The sequence below is a fragment of the Rhodococcus sp. MurmanLake-1 genome (assembly GCF_056945715.1).
In genome coordinates, this window is the sequence record NZ_JBWZNF010000001.1 from 230,174 (window position 1) to 244,630 (window position 14,457).

A 14,457-nucleotide genomic window follows, 5' to 3' on the forward strand; every position below is an offset into this window, starting at 1 on the left:
TAACCAGAATGTGTGACCCAGGCCGCCGCTACGTCAGTTCGGCTCGGTAACGAAATCGACAAGTTGTTCGACGGCACCGATCAAGGGAGCTTCCAGATCGCGGAAGCTCTCGACCGAGTTGTAGACCCGCCGCCAGCCCTCCTGAGGTGTCCCCCAGCCCAGTTCGCGGCAGATTCCCGTCTTCCAATCCTCGCCGCGTGGAATCTTCGGCCAGGAGGCGATTCCGACAGATTTGGGACGAACGGCCTCCCACACGTCGATGTACGGATGTCCGGTCACCAACACGTTCGGGCCGAGGCCCTGAGTCAGTTGGGTTTCCTTGGAACCGGTGACCAGGTGGTCGACGAGGACACCGACACGGCGGCCGGGGCCCGGCCCGAATTCGGCAAGCCGCTCCCCCAGATTGTCGAGCCCTTCGAGATGTTCGACGACAACACCTTCGACGCGAAGGTCATGGCCCCACACCCGCTCGACGAGGGCAGCATCGTGCACTCCCTCCACCCAGATCCGGCTGGGCAGTGCCGTGCGTGCACGTAAGCCTTCGACTCGGGTCGAACCCGAAGCCGATCGTGCGGGTTTGGTGGACGCGGGCCTGGGGGCCGGGCGAACGAGGGTGACCGGTGAGCCGTCGATGAGGAAGGCCGCCTCGCGCATCGCGAACAACCGCGTCCGGGAACGCCCGTCCTCGAGTCGCACGAAATCGCCGTCGTACGTGCGCTCGAAACCGACAACCGCACCGCAGAATCCTGTCGCCGCATCCTCGACGACAAGATCACGTTCGGCCGCCACTTCAGGCGTCACGCGCTTCTGTTTGCGGGTATGACCCGCAAAAATGTCACCGTATCCGTTGCCACCGCTCACGCCGGATCACGCTAGGTCACAACGCCGGGGCCGCGCATGTCGCCACGCCGAACTAAACTTCACGGTCATGAGTTCTCCCAGCGCAACCCTCACCGTGTGGGCAGCGTCATGGCTCGCCGGCGACGCTGCGCCGGACGACGTCATCGACGCCCTTGCCGCGTGGGCGCCGATGCACCTGATCGGCGCTGCCGATGCGGAAACCGCGGTCCGCCACGATCTCGAGTGGCCGGGAGTCACGGCTTCGGGTGTGTCCACCCTGTTGAGAATCGCCCGCTCGGAGGCTGCTGAAGTCCGCCTGGTCCTTCCTACGGCCGGCGATGTACGTGGCCTGCCCACTGGCACCGAGTTCGCACGCGCTGCGATCGCAACGGGTGAAGGCATACAGATCGGCGCCGTCGGCAAGCCGGGAGTCGGCCTCGTGCCGTCGAAGGAAGGTCCGGACGTCTTGCGGTGGACGGTTTTCTCCATTCCCACTGTGGCGGGCAGCGCCGAATCGATCGGACTCCGTGAAGCCGAATACGAACTGCGCCAGGCTGTTCGGGACGCAGCGGAGGTGCTCGGCGGGCTTCCGACCGTAGCCACCGGAATGCCTGGGGGCGACGCTCGTACGCTGGTCGCCGAAGCGCTGCAGGCCCAGGCCGGGTACCGCTGGCCGTCGACACTGTCACCTCGGCATCTACAGGTGATCGACACCGCCGACAACGTGGCAGCCATTCTTACCGTCGCTGCGTCGGTCTCGACCAATCAGGCCCCGAGCGTGTCCACTGCGCAGAGGCGTGACGACCTGCTGCGACGACTGTGGGACGTCGTTCGCACTGCCCGTGTCGCGTCGGCGAACAGCGTGTCGATCAGAGCTTGAGCACGAAGTTCCGGCGTTTCTCGGCAAACCCGTTGCGGTCACCGAACATGTCGATCTTCATCTCTTCGAGCTCACGCTCCTCGTAGGGCTCCACCGGATCACGTTCCAGTCGAAGACGTTTGCGCTCCAGCATCGATTCCATCCGATCTCCTTCGAGCAAGTCGGTGGCGACCTCGTGCAACCACGCCTCGAACAGATCCGGCCGCCTGGGGCCGATTGCGTCGACAAGTCCGATGTCCAAGGCTCGACGGATACCGATCGCACTGCACTCGGCCAGCAGGCTGCGGGCCTGCTCCTCGCCGACCCGAGCCGGAAATGTGTACGTGTGCAGTTCCGAGCCGAACAGGCCCATCGTGGCGTAATGAGGATTGAGAACCACACCGTCCCTGGCCACGACTACGTCGGCTCCAAGCGGGAGCATGACCCCGCCGGCACCGGCGTTGCCTGTGAATGCCGCCACCACAACCTGTTCCGTACAGGTGACGATCGCTTTCGCGATCTTGTTGATGGCTTTGATGTTGGCCCACGCTTCTCCGGCTTGATCAGACGCGGCCTCGATGACGTTGAGGTGGATACCGTTGCTGAATCTGTCGTAGTCACCCGTCAGGACAAGAATCTTGGTGTCCTGCGCGATCGCCCAGCGGAGCCTGGCGGCCAGTCGGGCGCATTGCTTCGTACTCATCGCACCGTTGTAGAAGCGGAACGAGAGATATCCGATTTCGCCGTCGCGGTGATAGTCGGTCTCGGGGTAACGACTCTCCCAGACCTGTGGAACGAACACGTCCGGACGTACGACCGCGGTCGACGGAAGTTTGACATTGCCGGCGCCGACGAGCCGCGCATGTCCGATCCATACGGAGCCCGCACCGGTGGCGACACGTATCGCCTGGTGGAAGTACTCGACGATGGTGCCGGGCGCTGCATCGACGTGGGTATCGGGGTGAGCGTCGTAGACGTAGACCCGGTCGAGCCCCAACTGAACGGCGACGCCGGGAAACCCGTCGGCGGCGTTGACGGCGCGGACGATGCTCGACGCGTCTTCCTCCCAGCTGAAAACGCGATCGGCCTGTTTCATGCTGGGCCTCGATCGGGCCGATGCCACGGGCCGCGCAACTCGGTCCGATGGGATCGCCTGGAAGTCAGGAGTACGGAAATGTTCGACGACCTCCGTAATGCACTCCATCGCCGCGTCGGTGACTGCCTCGTTGTATACCGAAGATTTGGTTGCACCGCTCTGGAGTTCGAATGTCCGCCACGCCCACAACGCTCCGGCATCGAGTTCCTCGGCGGCCTGCAACGCGGTCACTCCCCAGATCGGTTCGCCATCCGTTATCGCCCAGTCCAGCGACGACGGTCCGCGATCACCGGGCGGGCCGGGATGGATGATGATCGTTGTCCACCGCTGCCAAATAGATTCCGGTACATAGGCTTTCAGAAACGGGCAGATGATGAGATCAAAATCTCCCGCAGACGTCGCGGCCAGCGCTGCGTCCGCGCCGGCGACGACGGCGGTGCGGACTTGGTGCCCCGCCTCGCGAAGAACAAGACCAGCCCGCTGCGAGAGACCATTGTCGGAGGTGACGAGAAGAAGCACGCTCAACGGTGGCGCGGAAGCCGCGCGTGGGCGTGAGCGCCGGAACAGCGCCGCCGTCGCCGCTCGCAGACGGCCCCTGCCCGGTGCAGCTTCGCGTAGCTTCGTCGTTGCTCCAGCGCTGGAAATAGCCACAGAAGTCGTGAGTGCGGCCGATTTGGGCATCGGTCTAACTTCGGGGGTCGAAACCATGGATTCCTGCTCGCATGCTCGGGTATCTGCAGCGCAGACCAAACTCCCCCCAGAGCAGGGCCGACGCACCGATAGATTGATTGAGGTATTTAGGGACTTTATACCTACCGTCGGTTTGTTTCAATAGCTATTTTCAGGCAAACCGCTTGATCGGTCAACCCGCAGTCTTGTGATTGATCGCAATATGGCGGTCGATGCGAATATGTTCGTCCAACGTCGGGTAGCGCAAACCGGTGTCCTGGCTGTACCCCTGACGGCGCAACCAATCCAGGACATCGCCCCAGAACCAGATCCCCCCGGCGACCGAGTTGTACGGAATCGGGAAGGGAGTGGCCGCCTGCCGGACCCCTCGCACCCATTGTCCGACAGCCTGCCTCGTCACTCCCGCACGGTCGGCAATGTCCTGACGTGACACCAAATCGGGATGCGTCCGCTGGGGACGCACGCCTGCAGCCACCAACTGGTCGACCACGGTGATAGCCGTCGTCGCCGCTCGCATACCTTCCGAGGTGAGCGTCAGCAACTGCAGTCCACGCCGGTCCTCGACCCTTCCGCCCAAGCTCTCTTCGATCGCCTGCTCTTGCGAGACTGTCAGCATCTGAACGATGAATGTGAATTCGTAACGGTGATAGAGGTCTTCGGCCACGCAATGAACATAGCCGTAAGCTGCACTGTTTCCACATGGACACACCCGGATCCCGCCCTCGCACGCACAATGGGCAGATGATCGACGTGGACGACAGTCAGTTCGAGGACATGGTCAAGCGGGCGCTCGACAGTCTGCCCCCGAAGTTGGGTGCGGAGATGGCCAACGTCGCGGTGACCGTTCAACTCGAAGGGGGACGACCGGGGTTGCTCGGGTTGTATCAGGGCATCCCACTGACCAAGAGAACCACCACGTACGCCGGCGTCCTCCCCGACCGCATCACGATCTACCGCAGGGCCATCTGTGCGATCTGCAGCACCGAAGACGAGGTGATCGAGCAAGTTCGCCGAACCGTGATCCACGAAATCGGCCACCACTTCGGGATCGGAGATCCCCGGTTGCGTGAACTCGGATGGTGACAACCGACTCATCTACAAGTCGGAAATCAGCTAGAGGTTGATAATCGGCGAATTGTCATGTCAGCTGTACCAAGCCCGCAACAATTGAACACTTACAGGAGTTCGCATGGTCAATTTGATCCAGATCGCCCCGAAGAATGCCCCGACGTTTGCGATGAGCCGACAGAAGGCCGCCGAACTGCTGGGCATCTCGGTCGACAGCGTCGCGTTTCTCCTCAAGTCTCGCTATCTCCCGGATCTGGACGCCGGCCGGTTGATCTCGATGGCCAACCAACCCTGGTTGTACTCGGACGGCGACTTTCCCGTGCTGCAGCAAGGTGCATCCGAACTAGCACCGAAGAAGATGCTCCCCGCCCGTAAGTACATCGGCGAGAGCGCAATTCACTCCGACGCCGAATGCGTGGAAGCCAACCAGGGGCAGTGGGCGGGATTCAACGTCGACCATGTGCTCGGCGCCCGCTTCCTGCCTGTGACGCTGCGCAAGTTTCCGGTGTCGGTGCTGCAGATCCACGACGTCAACGACGATGACGAAGAACGAGTGTCATTTGTAGCGACCCTCGCCGGGCGAGTCCGCGAACTGGGGGCGCCCAAGCTCAACTTCATCGACCCGTCACTGAGCCCCGAGGATCGACAGATCGTCGAGACGCTCCTCACCTCACGCAGCACGTCCACCGTTCCGGGACCCTGCGGAAAGCTGAAGCAGCCGAACTCCTGAGCGTCGGAAAGCTTCCGTCAGCGGGGGCGCTGAACGGCCGCGCAGCAGTTCACCGCACACGAGAGACCGTTGGTGGTCGAGCCGAGCAGCGGCTCGACCCCCAATCGCAGTGGCTGCTCGGCGTCGGCCAGTTCCCGAACGAGCGTGGGCACCAGCTGCGCAAAACGCTGATCGCGGCCGGGTGTCGCGGCGCGCACGAAATCCATACCGAGTTCGGCCGCCTTGTCCTTGGCCTCGGTGTCCAGGTCCCACACCACTTCGAGGTGATCGGAGACGAAACCGACAGGACACACGATCACGGCGCGAACGTCCTTGGCGGACAGCGTATCCAGGTGATCACAGATGTCGGGGTCGAGCCACGGAACCTGCGGCGGGCCTGATCGCGACTGCCACACCAGATCAAAATCTTCGACGCCGACGGCCTCGGCAACCAACTTCGCAGCCTCGGCAACCTGTCGGCTGTAGAGGTTTCCGCCCTCTGCCGGCGGCCCTGCATTGCGGTCTGCGGCACTCGGGACCGAATGCGCCGTGAACACCAGGCGCGCGGTATCGCGAGTCGCTTCGGGCAACTCTGCGCGGGCCGCCCGCACACCGTCGGCGAACGCGCCGACGACGAGCGGATGGTCGTAGTACTGGCGAAGTTTTGTCAGCGTCGGTGCGCCGTCACCGACGGCTTCACGGGCACGGACGATGTCCTCGTGGTACTGCCGACATCCCGAGTAACCGCCCCACGCCGACGTGGCGAACACGGCGGCATTGCGGACACCGTCCTCGCGCATCTTGGCAACGGTGTCTTCGACCATCGGGTGCCAGTTGCGGTTGCCGAAGTACACGGGCAGGTCCACGCCGGCTGCTGCCAACTCACCTTCGACCCGTTCGATCAGGTCTCGGTTGAGCGCGTTGATGGGCGAAACTCCACCGAAATGCATGTAGTGCTCGACAACGGCGTCGAGCCGCTCCGGTGGCACTCCCCTACCGCGCGTGACGTTTTCGAGGAACGGCCGTACGTCTTCGGGTTTTTCGGGACCGCCGAACGACAAAACGAGAAGAGCATCGAACTGCATGTCCATACTTGCGGTCATGAGTTCAATCTTGCGTGATGCCGTTCGGCGGGGGTCACCCGGGTACTCACCTGTGTAGTAGAAGGGGTGCTACTAGCCGACCATCGCGTGGAAGCCGCCGTCGACGTAGATGATCGACGCGGTCGTGCCGGGCAACCAATCCGAGAGAACGGTGCAGACCGTTTTGGCGACCGGCTCGCGATCGTCGACGTCCCAGCCGATGGGCGCAGCACCCTCCCATGCGGTGTTCAGCTTGTCCAACTCCGCGCCCGGACCGGTGCTGTCGCCGGCAATGGCCTTGGCGGCCAGGGTCTTGATCGGGCCGGAGGACACCAGGTTCGAGCGGATGCCGCGGACGCCCACCTCTTTGGCCACGTAACGGTTGACGGCCTCGAGGGTTGCCTTGGAGACACCCATCCAGTTGTAGAAGGGCATTGCGCGTGCCGGATCGAAGTCCATTCCGACGATGGACGCGTTGTCGTTGAGCACCGGCAGCAAGGCCTTGGCCAGTGCGCTGTACGAGTATGCGGACACCTCGAGTGCGACCGCCACGTCTTCCCACGGCGCGTCCATGAACGGGCTTCCCAGGCAGGAGCGGGGAGCGAAGCCGATCGAGTGGACCACGCCGTCGATACCCTCGGGAGCCAGCTCGCGCACACGCTCGGCGAGAGATGCGAGATCCTCCGAGCTCTGGACGTTGAGCGAGATTGCCGGCGGCACGGGCTGCGGCAGTCGCTGGGCGATGCGATCGATGAGGCGCAGACGATCGAATCCGGTGATCAGCACCTTCGCACCCTGCTCCTGCGCGACCTTGGCCACGTGGAACGCGATCGACGAATCGGTGATGATGCCGGTGACAAGAATGGTCTTACCCTCGAGCAAACCGCCCATGAGATGTCCTCCTGATTTCAGACGTACGAGAAAGGTGTGTGTGCGAAAAGCGGGTCAGTGCCCCATGCCGAGTCCGCCGTCGACGGGGATGACTGCACCCGAGACGTATGCCGAATCGTCGGAGGCGAGGAAACTGACAACTGCTGCAACATCTTCCGGCTTTCCGGTCCGCTGCAACGGGATGAACTCGGTGGCCTTGTCCTTCACGTCGTCGCCCAGTGCTGCCGTCATGTCGGTCTCGATGAAACCCGGTGCGACGACGTTGGCGGTGATCGAACGCGAGCCGAGTTCCCTTGTCAGGGAACGAGCGATACCGACGATGCCTGCCTTGGACGCGGCGTAGTTGACCTGGCCGGCTTGTCCCGCCAGACCCACCACCGAACCGAGGAAGATGAAGCGTCCGAAACGCGCGCGCAGCATCGACCGGGTCGCACGCTTCGAGAGGCGGAACGTACCGGTGAGGTTCGCGTCGACGACGCTCGTGAACTGCTCTTCGCTCATTCGCATGATCAGTGTGTCGTCGGTGACGCCGGCATTGGCGACGATGACCTCGACCGGCCCCTGGTGCGCTTCGACCTCTTTGAATGCACGGTCGATCGACTCGGTGTCGGTGACGTCGCAAACGACGCCGAACAACCCTTCGGGGACACCGGAACCGCGGTGCGTGACGGCTACCTTGTGGCCGTCTGCGGCGAGCCGCTGAGCGACGGCCAAGCCGATTCCGCGGTTACCGCCGGTGACGAGCACCGAGCGCGGTGTGGTGACGGTCCGTTCGGAAACCACTGTCGTGGGAGGGGTAGACATGGCGATCAACCTATCAATTCTCTGCGGGCCGCGTACCAGCGGTATTTGGACAATTCGGAACTGCTCTCGATCAGGGCAGACGCTGCCTGCGTACCAGGGCAATCGTCAGACCAGCGGTCGCGAACACGACGCCGAGGACCAACCACGGTCGACTCGCATCGCCTCGTGTCGTCTCGAAACCGATCTGCTCTTCGAGCGTGTCGTACACCTGGCGCAGTTCTTCGAGGCTCGATGCCGTGAAGAAACTTCCGCCGGACAGGTTGGCGATCTCCTTCAGTGACGCATCGTCGACCGGGACGGGGATTCGGTCTCCTTCGATCTCGACTCGCCCGTATGTCGTTCCGAAGGAAATGGTCGAGATCGGAACGCCCTTGTCCTTGGCCTGACGGGCAGCGGTGAATCCGCCCCGCGGATCGTCCGAGTTCTCGGGAACGGTCTGCTTACCGTCGGACAGCAACACGATGCGCGCCGGTGGCGCCTGATCGCTGCCGCCGAGAACAGCCGACAGCGTGTCGATCGACTGCAACGAGGTGAAGATCGCTTCGCCCGTCGCCGTTCGCTCACTGAGCTTGAGGTTGTCGATGGCGACCTTCGTCGCGTCACGATTCGTGGTGGGCGACACCAGAACCGAAGCGGTTCCGGCAAATGCGACCAACCCGAGGTTGATGCCGGGAGTCAGACCGTCGGCGAACGACTTGGCAGCTTCCTGCGCTGCTGCCAATCGCGTCGGCTCGACGTCGGTGGCCTGCATCGACAGCGACACGTCGATCACGAGGATCACCGTGGCACGGTTTCGCGGGACCTTCTTGTCTGCCGTCGGACCGGCAAGGGCGACGGTGAAGAACACCAATGCGATGACCATCAGAATCGCCGGAATATGACGCCACCGCCCGGGCCGCGAAGGCGCGACCTTCTCCAACAGTGCGAAGTTCGTGAACCGAAGTGTGTGCTTGGCTCGCTGCTTCTGCACGAGTACGTAACCGACCACCAACGCGGCGATGACAGCGAGGAACAGCAGCCACCACGGTGCGGTGAATTGAGAAAGACTCACGAACGAACGCCCCCAGTTCCGGCGCCGGAACCATAACTGTGTCGGCGTGCCGAGATGAATCTCACGACGTCGGCGATCCAGTCCCGATCGGTGTGCAGGGACATGAGCGGTGCGCCGCAACGACGTAGAGCTTGCCTGACCTCGACGCGGTGCTCGGCGGCGACTCTGGCGAAGTCGGCGCGCAGTTGCGGCGTCGTGGTGAATTCTCTGGTCCGGCCGGACTCGGGATCGTGGAGCACCACGTCGCCGACGTCCGGAAGTTCGAGGTCGCGCGGATCTACCACCTCGACGCCGAGCACGTCGTGACGTCCCGAAATGGCGCGCAGCGAGCGTTCCCAGTCGATCGGCCCGAGGAAGTCGCTGATGACGACCGCGAGTCCGCGCCGACGCTGTGGCCGTCTGAGCGCTTCGATCGCGCCGACCAGATCACCGCGTACCCCGTCCGGAGCGTGCGGAGTCGTCGCGATCTTGCGGAGCATCGCCTGTGCGTGAATGCGCCCACCGCGGGCCGGAATTCGAGTTGTCTGGGCGCCCGTCGAGATGATGGCGCCGACGCGGTTACCGCCCGAACTGGTCAGGTGAGTGATCGCCGCGGCTGCGGCGACAACCAGGTCACGCTTCTCGCATCCGGCGGTCCCGAAGTCGAGACTTGCAGACAGGTCGATGACAAGCCACGTCTCGAGCTCACGATCCGCGACCGACTGGCGCACGTGTGGGTGCGTCGTCCGCGCGGTCACGGACCAATCCATCTGCCGCACGTCGTCGCCCGGCTGATACTCGCGGGCGTCACCCGGTTCCGAACCCGGGCCGGGAATCAGGCCGAGGTGATCGCCGTGCAGCACACCGTCGAGGCGACGACGAACCGTCAGCTCGAGGGTGCGCAGCGCAGCGGTGAGTTTGGGATCGCTGAGCTCGCCGGATCGGAACGACGGCGGAGAACCGGTGGATCCGGCGGGTGTCGCCTGGCCACCGTCGCGGCCTTCGGTCACTGCGGGCGACTCATCGTCTCAGCGGTCGCGATCGGCGCGCCGTTTCCCTGTGGATTGACTGTGCCCTGTGGATTCGCGGTGCCCTGTGCGTTGAACTGAGGTGCCTGCGGTGCGCCCTGCTGAGGCGGACCGGGAACGGTGGGAACCGGCCGCGCGGCGATCTGCGGCAGTCCGACGGTCTGCAGCACCCGGGCGATGACGGCGTCGGGAGTCACCTCGTCGGCCATGGCGTCGTAGGAAAGAACGAGGCGGTGGCGCAACACGTCCGGGATCACCTCGATGACGTCTTGCGGCACGACGTAGTCGCGGCCGCGGACGAGAGCGAGAGCCCGCGACGCGGCGATGATGCCGAGCGTCGCGCGGGGTGAGGCGCCGTACGCGATCCAGCCCGCGACGTCCTCGAGTCCGACCTCACGCGGCGTACGCGTAGCGGCGATGACCCTGACCACGTAGTCGACGAGCGCGTGGTGGACGAAGACGTTGCTGGCGACGCGTTGGAGCCTGACCAACTCCTCCGGACCGAGGATCTGGTGCGGCTCCGGGGCTGCCACACCCATCCGGTAGACGATTTCGCGTTCTTCCTCGACAGTCGGGTAGTCGACGAGGATCTTGAACAGGAAGCGGTCGCGCTGCGCCTCGGGGAGCGGATAGACACCCTCGTTCTCGATGGGGTTCTGCGTCGCCATCACCAGGAACGGATCGGGCATGTGGTACCGCTTGCCACCGATCGAGACGTGGCGTTCTGCCATCACCTCGAGGAGCGCGGACTGCACCTTGGCCGGGGCACGGTTGATCTCGTCGGCCAACACGAAGTTGGCGACGACGGGTCCGAGTTCGGTGTCGAACTCCTCGCGGCCCTGACGGTAGATGCGCGTGCCGATGAGGTCGGTTGGCACCAGGTCGGGGGTGAACTGGACGCGGGAGAACGAACCGCCGACGACCTTCGCGAAAGTCTCGACGGCCAGCGTCTTGGCGACACCGGGTACGCCTTCGAGGAGGACGTGCCCCTTGGCGAGAAGTCCGACGAGAATGCGCTCGACAAGCCGGTCCTGCCCGACGATGACTCGCTTGACCTCGTAGATCGCTCGTTCCAAGGTCTGAACGTCGGCTGCCAGGGAAGGTGCTGCTCCGTCCGCACTTCCGCTCGCCTTGCTTACGTCGACCGTTCCGACCGAATCTTCACGTGAGGTCACCAAGAATCCATCGCTTTCACCTAGAAAAGTACCGACAGTAACGTGTTCCCCGTCAACTATTCCAGGTAGTTGCGCTCGATGCCGTAACACCACGTCGGGAACTTGATAGTTCCCTGACAATGCGGGTGTCAGCGGCATTTCCTCTGACGGTCAGGACACCAGTCGGACGGCGTACGGCGTCATTCCGCCCCAGCGAACCGGGGAGACCATGACACTCGAACCGGATTGTGGTGCCTCGAGCATCTGCCCGTTACCGAGGTAGAGCGCCACGTGCTGGCTGGCGTTGGGGCCGTAGAAGATCATGTCGCCGCGTTTCATCTCCGAAGACGGAACCTGCGTGCCCGCGGTGTACTGATAGCCGGTGTAGTGCGGCAGCGAGATTCCGATGCCGGCGAAGGCGTAGATCATCAAGCCCGAGCAGTCGAACCCGACTTTGTTGAAGTCGCCGTAACTGTCGGCGACGCCGCCGTCACGGATGCCTCGCGTCGGACCGTTTTCGTCGCCGCCGCCCCAGGCGTACTGCACGCCGAGCTGAGACATTCCGCGGTCGATGACGGATTCGATTGCAGCGCTTCCGGTAACGGAAGGCTTCGGCGTGCTGGGCTTCGGCGTCGTCGGCTTGGGGGTGGTGGGCTTGGGCGTCGTGACCGTTTCCTCTTCGGTACCGGTCTCTTCGTCCGTGCCTGTTTCCTCGTCGGTCCCGGTTTCCTCGTCAGTCCAGGTGTCGTCGTCGTCCGGGATGACGGTCGGAGTCGGGTCTTCCACAGCGGTATGCGGACGCTGAGCCGCTGCCAGTGCTGCAGCTCGATCCTTGGCGGCCTGGTCGGCAGCTGCGCGGGCAGCAGCCTGTGCGGCAGCTTCCTTGGCGGCAGCTTCGAGAGCCTTCTGATGAGCTTCCTCGGCGCGACGCTGCTCGTCCCACGTCGCATACGCCTGGCGTTGGCCCTGCAAACCTGCGACTGCATTGCGGGCGGCGTCGAGCTGAGCCTGAGCGGAGTTCCGCTCGGCTTCGATCGCGGCCTTCTTGGCAACCTGCTGATCGAGAGCGTTGCGCGCGATCTGAATCGCCTGCTCGGCCAGATCCTTCAGTTGTGCCGCGACCTCGGCGGCGGCGTCGGCCTGCTGCTTTGCCTGGCGGGTCGCGGAGTCCTTGTTCGCCTGCTCGGTACGTGCTCGTTGGAGACCGTCAAGCACTGCGCTCTGCGTATTGGCGAGCAGTTTGAGGACCTGCGCGCGGTCGAGGACATCGCCCGGGCCCTTGGCGTCGAGGAACGACGAGATGGACGCGGTGTTGGTGCCCTTGACGTAGCTCGAGCGTGCGTACTTGTCGAAGTCCGTCTGAGCGACCTCGATCTGCGCCGACGCGTCCTTAAGAGCTTGTTTGGTGACGCCGACGGCCTGCGCTGCGGTGTCTGCGGCGCCGCGAGCGTTCTGCAGATCCACGAGCGTCTTGTTGACGTCTTCACGCTTGATCGCAACTTCGTTGTCGAGTGCCGACAACTGTTCGTTGGCCGAGGCGACTTGATTGATGAGCGCGCTGACGGTGCCGACGCTCGACGAGACCTGCGAATCGGCCGCAGCGATGTCCGAGTCACTCGGATTCGGCGGCGGCGGTGGTACGGCCGAGGACATGGCGGGCGTACCGACGATCAGGGACCCGACAACGCCGAATCCGATGACCAGTTGCGCCAGGCGCATCGACTTACGGGAAGGACCACGACGGGACTCGCCGCCACGTGTTACTTGCCTCACAAATAACTCTCCCTCGCGTGTAACGCCACGGCCCGCTGGGTCGCCGATCCGTGCGGGGAGGGAATGCGCAGACCAAGCACCGGTCGCCCACAGCCCGAGAGCTGCTCGTCGACCTGGACGTGCCGTACGAACGCCACCGTCGACACCTCGAGAACAAGGCAACCGACAAGTACGCGTCGAACAACATCAGCCTGTCTGCGACACTTCTTCCCCAAAAAGTGCCAGTTGTACCGTACGACACTCAAGCGTTCTTTGGAAACTTTAGCCACAAATAACACAAACGGTATTTGAGCTGGTCGAATGGCATGCAGGTACCAAAAAGGGCAGGTACTCACCGCAAACAGCGGTGAGTACCTGTTTTCGACGAGTTACTGAAAATCTCGCAAAAGGACCAAGGTCAGACGGAATCGGCCCGGTGGTCGGAAGATGTCGCCGTTTCTGAAGTCGAAGCGATATGTCTGGTTTGCGCGTTTTCCGGCTCTCGCCGCCACTTGACGGCAAAGGTAATTCCGGCAATAACCGCAACCAGTGCGATGACAAGGACCGTGTAAAGCGTCCACGGCGGACCCGGCGCCACGATCTCGTGCGAGAAGCGGTCCGCGGTCACGCTCGCGCTTTCTCCGAAAGATCGGTCCTGCGCGGTTTCGAGCTGCACGCGACTGATCGAGTCGCTGTAGCTACCCATCCAATCTGGGCTCAGAACGATAACCGTGCCGCCTTCGGTTTTGCCGACCGTCGTGGCCAGGTCGCGAAGATCGGAAGGCCGGCCCGGATTTGCGTCGACCACTACGACGCTCAAGTCGACACCACGTTCACGGGCGTCGGTCACCACCGCAGTCAGCCCCACAACATCGGACTCCGGGGCGGAGACGCCGTCCGTCGAAAGGTCCGCGAGCACGTCGTCGAGATCGACATCCGACGGAACAGCGACGTGCAACGGGGACTTCACGTGCACAGGCGCAAAAGCGTGATTGGTAGGAGCAGACATCTCTCATCCGGGTGCTGTTCGGATTCCGTCCACCGCTGAGATGCGGGGAGTTCTTCCGAGGTCGTTTTTCGGCGGCCGACCCGCGACGGGCCTGCATGCAGCCTACTTCAGGTCGACTGCCACCAGGCGTCACACGCAACCGCCGCGCGTGCCGCCCGAGCGGTAACTGTGGGTGTGGTCACCCAGCCAAGCCTGCGTTGCGCAGGCCCGCAGTCTGCATGAAGATTGTTTCGGTCAACTTGCCCTGAATTCTCACAGGACAAGCGTACTGTTAGACTTGGACCAAGAGGTACCACCGGTCAGGACAGGTTCTACTGCAGCTCCGATGTTCGGACAGTTCTCACGCGAACTGTGCGATTGGCGTGAGCTACGGAGGGTCTTCCCGGCCGAAGTACCTCGCTTCAGCTGCCGACACAGCCCCGTCGGTAGCGACCCTCATAGACGA

The 14,457-nt window shown here is 63.5% G+C and carries 14 protein-coding genes; 3 read left to right on the forward strand and 11 right to left on the reverse strand.

What is annotated here, in order from left to right; translation table 11 throughout:
- Nucleotides 1–33: 33 nt before the first annotated feature.
- Complete coding sequence (locus AC2ETI_RS00950; protein ID WP_047888332.1) at nucleotides 34–861, reverse strand: DUF3097 domain-containing protein; 828 nt, start codon at nucleotides 859–861, stop codon at nucleotides 34–36.
- 67 nt (nucleotides 862–928) lie between these two features.
- On the opposite strand from AC2ETI_RS00950, the gene AC2ETI_RS00955 reads away from it, so the two are divergent.
- Nucleotides 929–1,720 (forward strand): hypothetical protein, encoded by a 792-nt coding sequence (locus tag AC2ETI_RS00955; RefSeq protein ID WP_019748431.1) that lies wholly within the window; start codon nucleotides 929–931, stop codon nucleotides 1,718–1,720.
- Here AC2ETI_RS00955 and AC2ETI_RS00960 read toward each other — a convergent pair.
- Entirely contained in the window at nucleotides 1,710–3,476 is a 1,767-nt protein-coding gene (locus tag AC2ETI_RS00960; RefSeq protein ID WP_483633460.1) for an enoyl-CoA hydratase-related protein, read from the reverse strand. The genes AC2ETI_RS00955 and AC2ETI_RS00960 overlap by 11 nt on opposite strands.
- Before the next feature lie 181 nt (nucleotides 3,477–3,657).
- Nucleotides 3,658–4,149: a hypothetical protein gene (locus tag AC2ETI_RS00965; RefSeq protein ID WP_020907745.1), complete on the reverse strand. Its 492-nt coding sequence runs from the start codon at nucleotides 4,147–4,149 to the stop codon at nucleotides 3,658–3,660.
- Nucleotides 4,150–4,226: 77 nt separating this feature from the next.
- Here AC2ETI_RS00965 and AC2ETI_RS00970 point away from each other — a divergent pair, with 77 nt between their 5' ends.
- Nucleotides 4,227–4,568, forward strand: coding sequence for a metallopeptidase family protein (locus AC2ETI_RS00970; protein WP_003944783.1), 342 nt, complete (start codon nucleotides 4,227–4,229; stop codon nucleotides 4,566–4,568).
- Nucleotides 4,569–4,674: 106 nt separating this feature from the next.
- On the forward strand, nucleotides 4,675–5,283 hold the full coding sequence (locus AC2ETI_RS00975) for a hypothetical protein (RefSeq protein ID WP_019748428.1): 609 nt from the start codon (nucleotides 4,675–4,677) through the stop codon (nucleotides 5,281–5,283).
- Nucleotides 5,284–5,300: 17 nt separating this feature from the next.
- Here AC2ETI_RS00975 and AC2ETI_RS00980 read toward each other — a convergent pair whose 3' ends face one another.
- The 8 genes from AC2ETI_RS00980 to AC2ETI_RS01015 all read right to left on the reverse strand — a co-directional run bounded on the left by AC2ETI_RS00980 (nucleotide 5,301) and on the right by AC2ETI_RS01015 (nucleotide 14,012).
- A complete protein-coding gene (locus AC2ETI_RS00980) occupies nucleotides 5,301–6,353 on the reverse strand; it encodes a ferrochelatase (protein WP_021344248.1) in 1,053 nt (350 codons plus the stop codon).
- 84 nt (nucleotides 6,354–6,437) lie between these two features.
- Nucleotides 6,438–7,235, reverse strand: coding sequence for an NADH-dependent enoyl-ACP reductase InhA (gene inhA, locus AC2ETI_RS00985; protein WP_483633461.1), 798 nt, complete (start codon nucleotides 7,233–7,235; stop codon nucleotides 6,438–6,440).
- 54 nt (nucleotides 7,236–7,289) lie between these two features.
- A complete protein-coding gene (gene fabG1 / locus AC2ETI_RS00990) occupies nucleotides 7,290–8,039 on the reverse strand; it encodes a 3-oxoacyl-ACP reductase FabG1 (RefSeq protein WP_007727875.1) in 750 nt (249 codons plus the stop codon).
- Between the two features lie 70 nt (nucleotides 8,040–8,109).
- Entirely contained in the window at nucleotides 8,110–9,090 is a 981-nt protein-coding gene (locus tag AC2ETI_RS00995) for a VWA domain-containing protein (RefSeq protein WP_003944878.1), read from the reverse strand.
- A complete protein-coding gene (locus tag AC2ETI_RS01000; protein ID WP_483633462.1) occupies nucleotides 9,087–10,079 on the reverse strand; it encodes a DUF58 domain-containing protein in 993 nt (330 codons plus the stop codon). Before AC2ETI_RS01000 ends, AC2ETI_RS00995 begins: the two co-directional genes overlap by 4 nt.
- The gene (locus AC2ETI_RS01005; protein ID WP_019748425.1) at nucleotides 10,076–11,272 is read right to left on the reverse strand and encodes an AAA family ATPase; all 1,197 of its coding nucleotides are present in this window, start codon (nucleotides 11,270–11,272) and stop codon (nucleotides 10,076–10,078) included. The genes AC2ETI_RS01000 and AC2ETI_RS01005 overlap by 4 nt, the downstream gene beginning before the upstream one ends.
- 150 nt (nucleotides 11,273–11,422) lie before the next feature.
- Nucleotides 11,423–12,970 carry an NlpC/P60 family protein gene (locus AC2ETI_RS01010; RefSeq protein ID WP_029255350.1) on the reverse strand — a complete coding sequence of 516 codons (1,548 nt, stop codon included), beginning with the start codon at nucleotides 12,968–12,970 and terminating at the stop codon, nucleotides 11,423–11,425.
- 451 nt (nucleotides 12,971–13,421) lie between these two features.
- Nucleotides 13,422–14,012 (reverse strand): Rv1476 family membrane protein, encoded by a 591-nt coding sequence (locus tag AC2ETI_RS01015; protein ID WP_259120904.1) that lies wholly within the window; start codon nucleotides 14,010–14,012, stop codon nucleotides 13,422–13,424.
- Nucleotides 14,013–14,457 lie beyond the last annotated feature (445 nt).

Bases quoted from the DNA above. Each gene is read 5' to 3' on its own strand.
- AC2ETI_RS01010 (WP_029255350.1), bottom strand. From the start codon at position 12,970: ATGCGCCTGGCGCAACTGGTCATCGGATTCGGCGTTGTCGGGTCCCTG.
- AC2ETI_RS00970 (WP_003944783.1), top strand. From the start codon at position 4,227: ATGATCGACGTGGACGACAGTCAGTTCGAGGACATGGTCAAGCGGGCG.
- AC2ETI_RS01015 (WP_259120904.1), bottom strand. From the start codon at position 14,012: ATGTCTGCTCCTACCAATCACGCTTTTGCGCCTGTGCACGTGAAGTCC.
- AC2ETI_RS00960 (WP_483633460.1), bottom strand. From the start codon at position 3,476: ATGCCCAAATCGGCCGCACTCACGACTTCTGTGGCTATTTCCAGCGCT.
- inhA (WP_483633461.1), bottom strand. From the start codon at position 7,235: ATGGGCGGTTTGCTCGAGGGTAAGACCATTCTTGTCACCGGCATCATC.
- fabG1 (WP_007727875.1), bottom strand. From the start codon at position 8,039: ATGTCTACCCCTCCCACGACAGTGGTTTCCGAACGGACCGTCACCACA.
- AC2ETI_RS00975 (WP_019748428.1), top strand. From the start codon at position 4,675: ATGGTCAATTTGATCCAGATCGCCCCGAAGAATGCCCCGACGTTTGCG.
- AC2ETI_RS00955 (WP_019748431.1), top strand. From the start codon at position 929: ATGAGTTCTCCCAGCGCAACCCTCACCGTGTGGGCAGCGTCATGGCTC.
- AC2ETI_RS00980 (WP_021344248.1), bottom strand. From the start codon at position 6,353: ATGGACATGCAGTTCGATGCTCTTCTCGTTTTGTCGTTCGGCGGTCCC.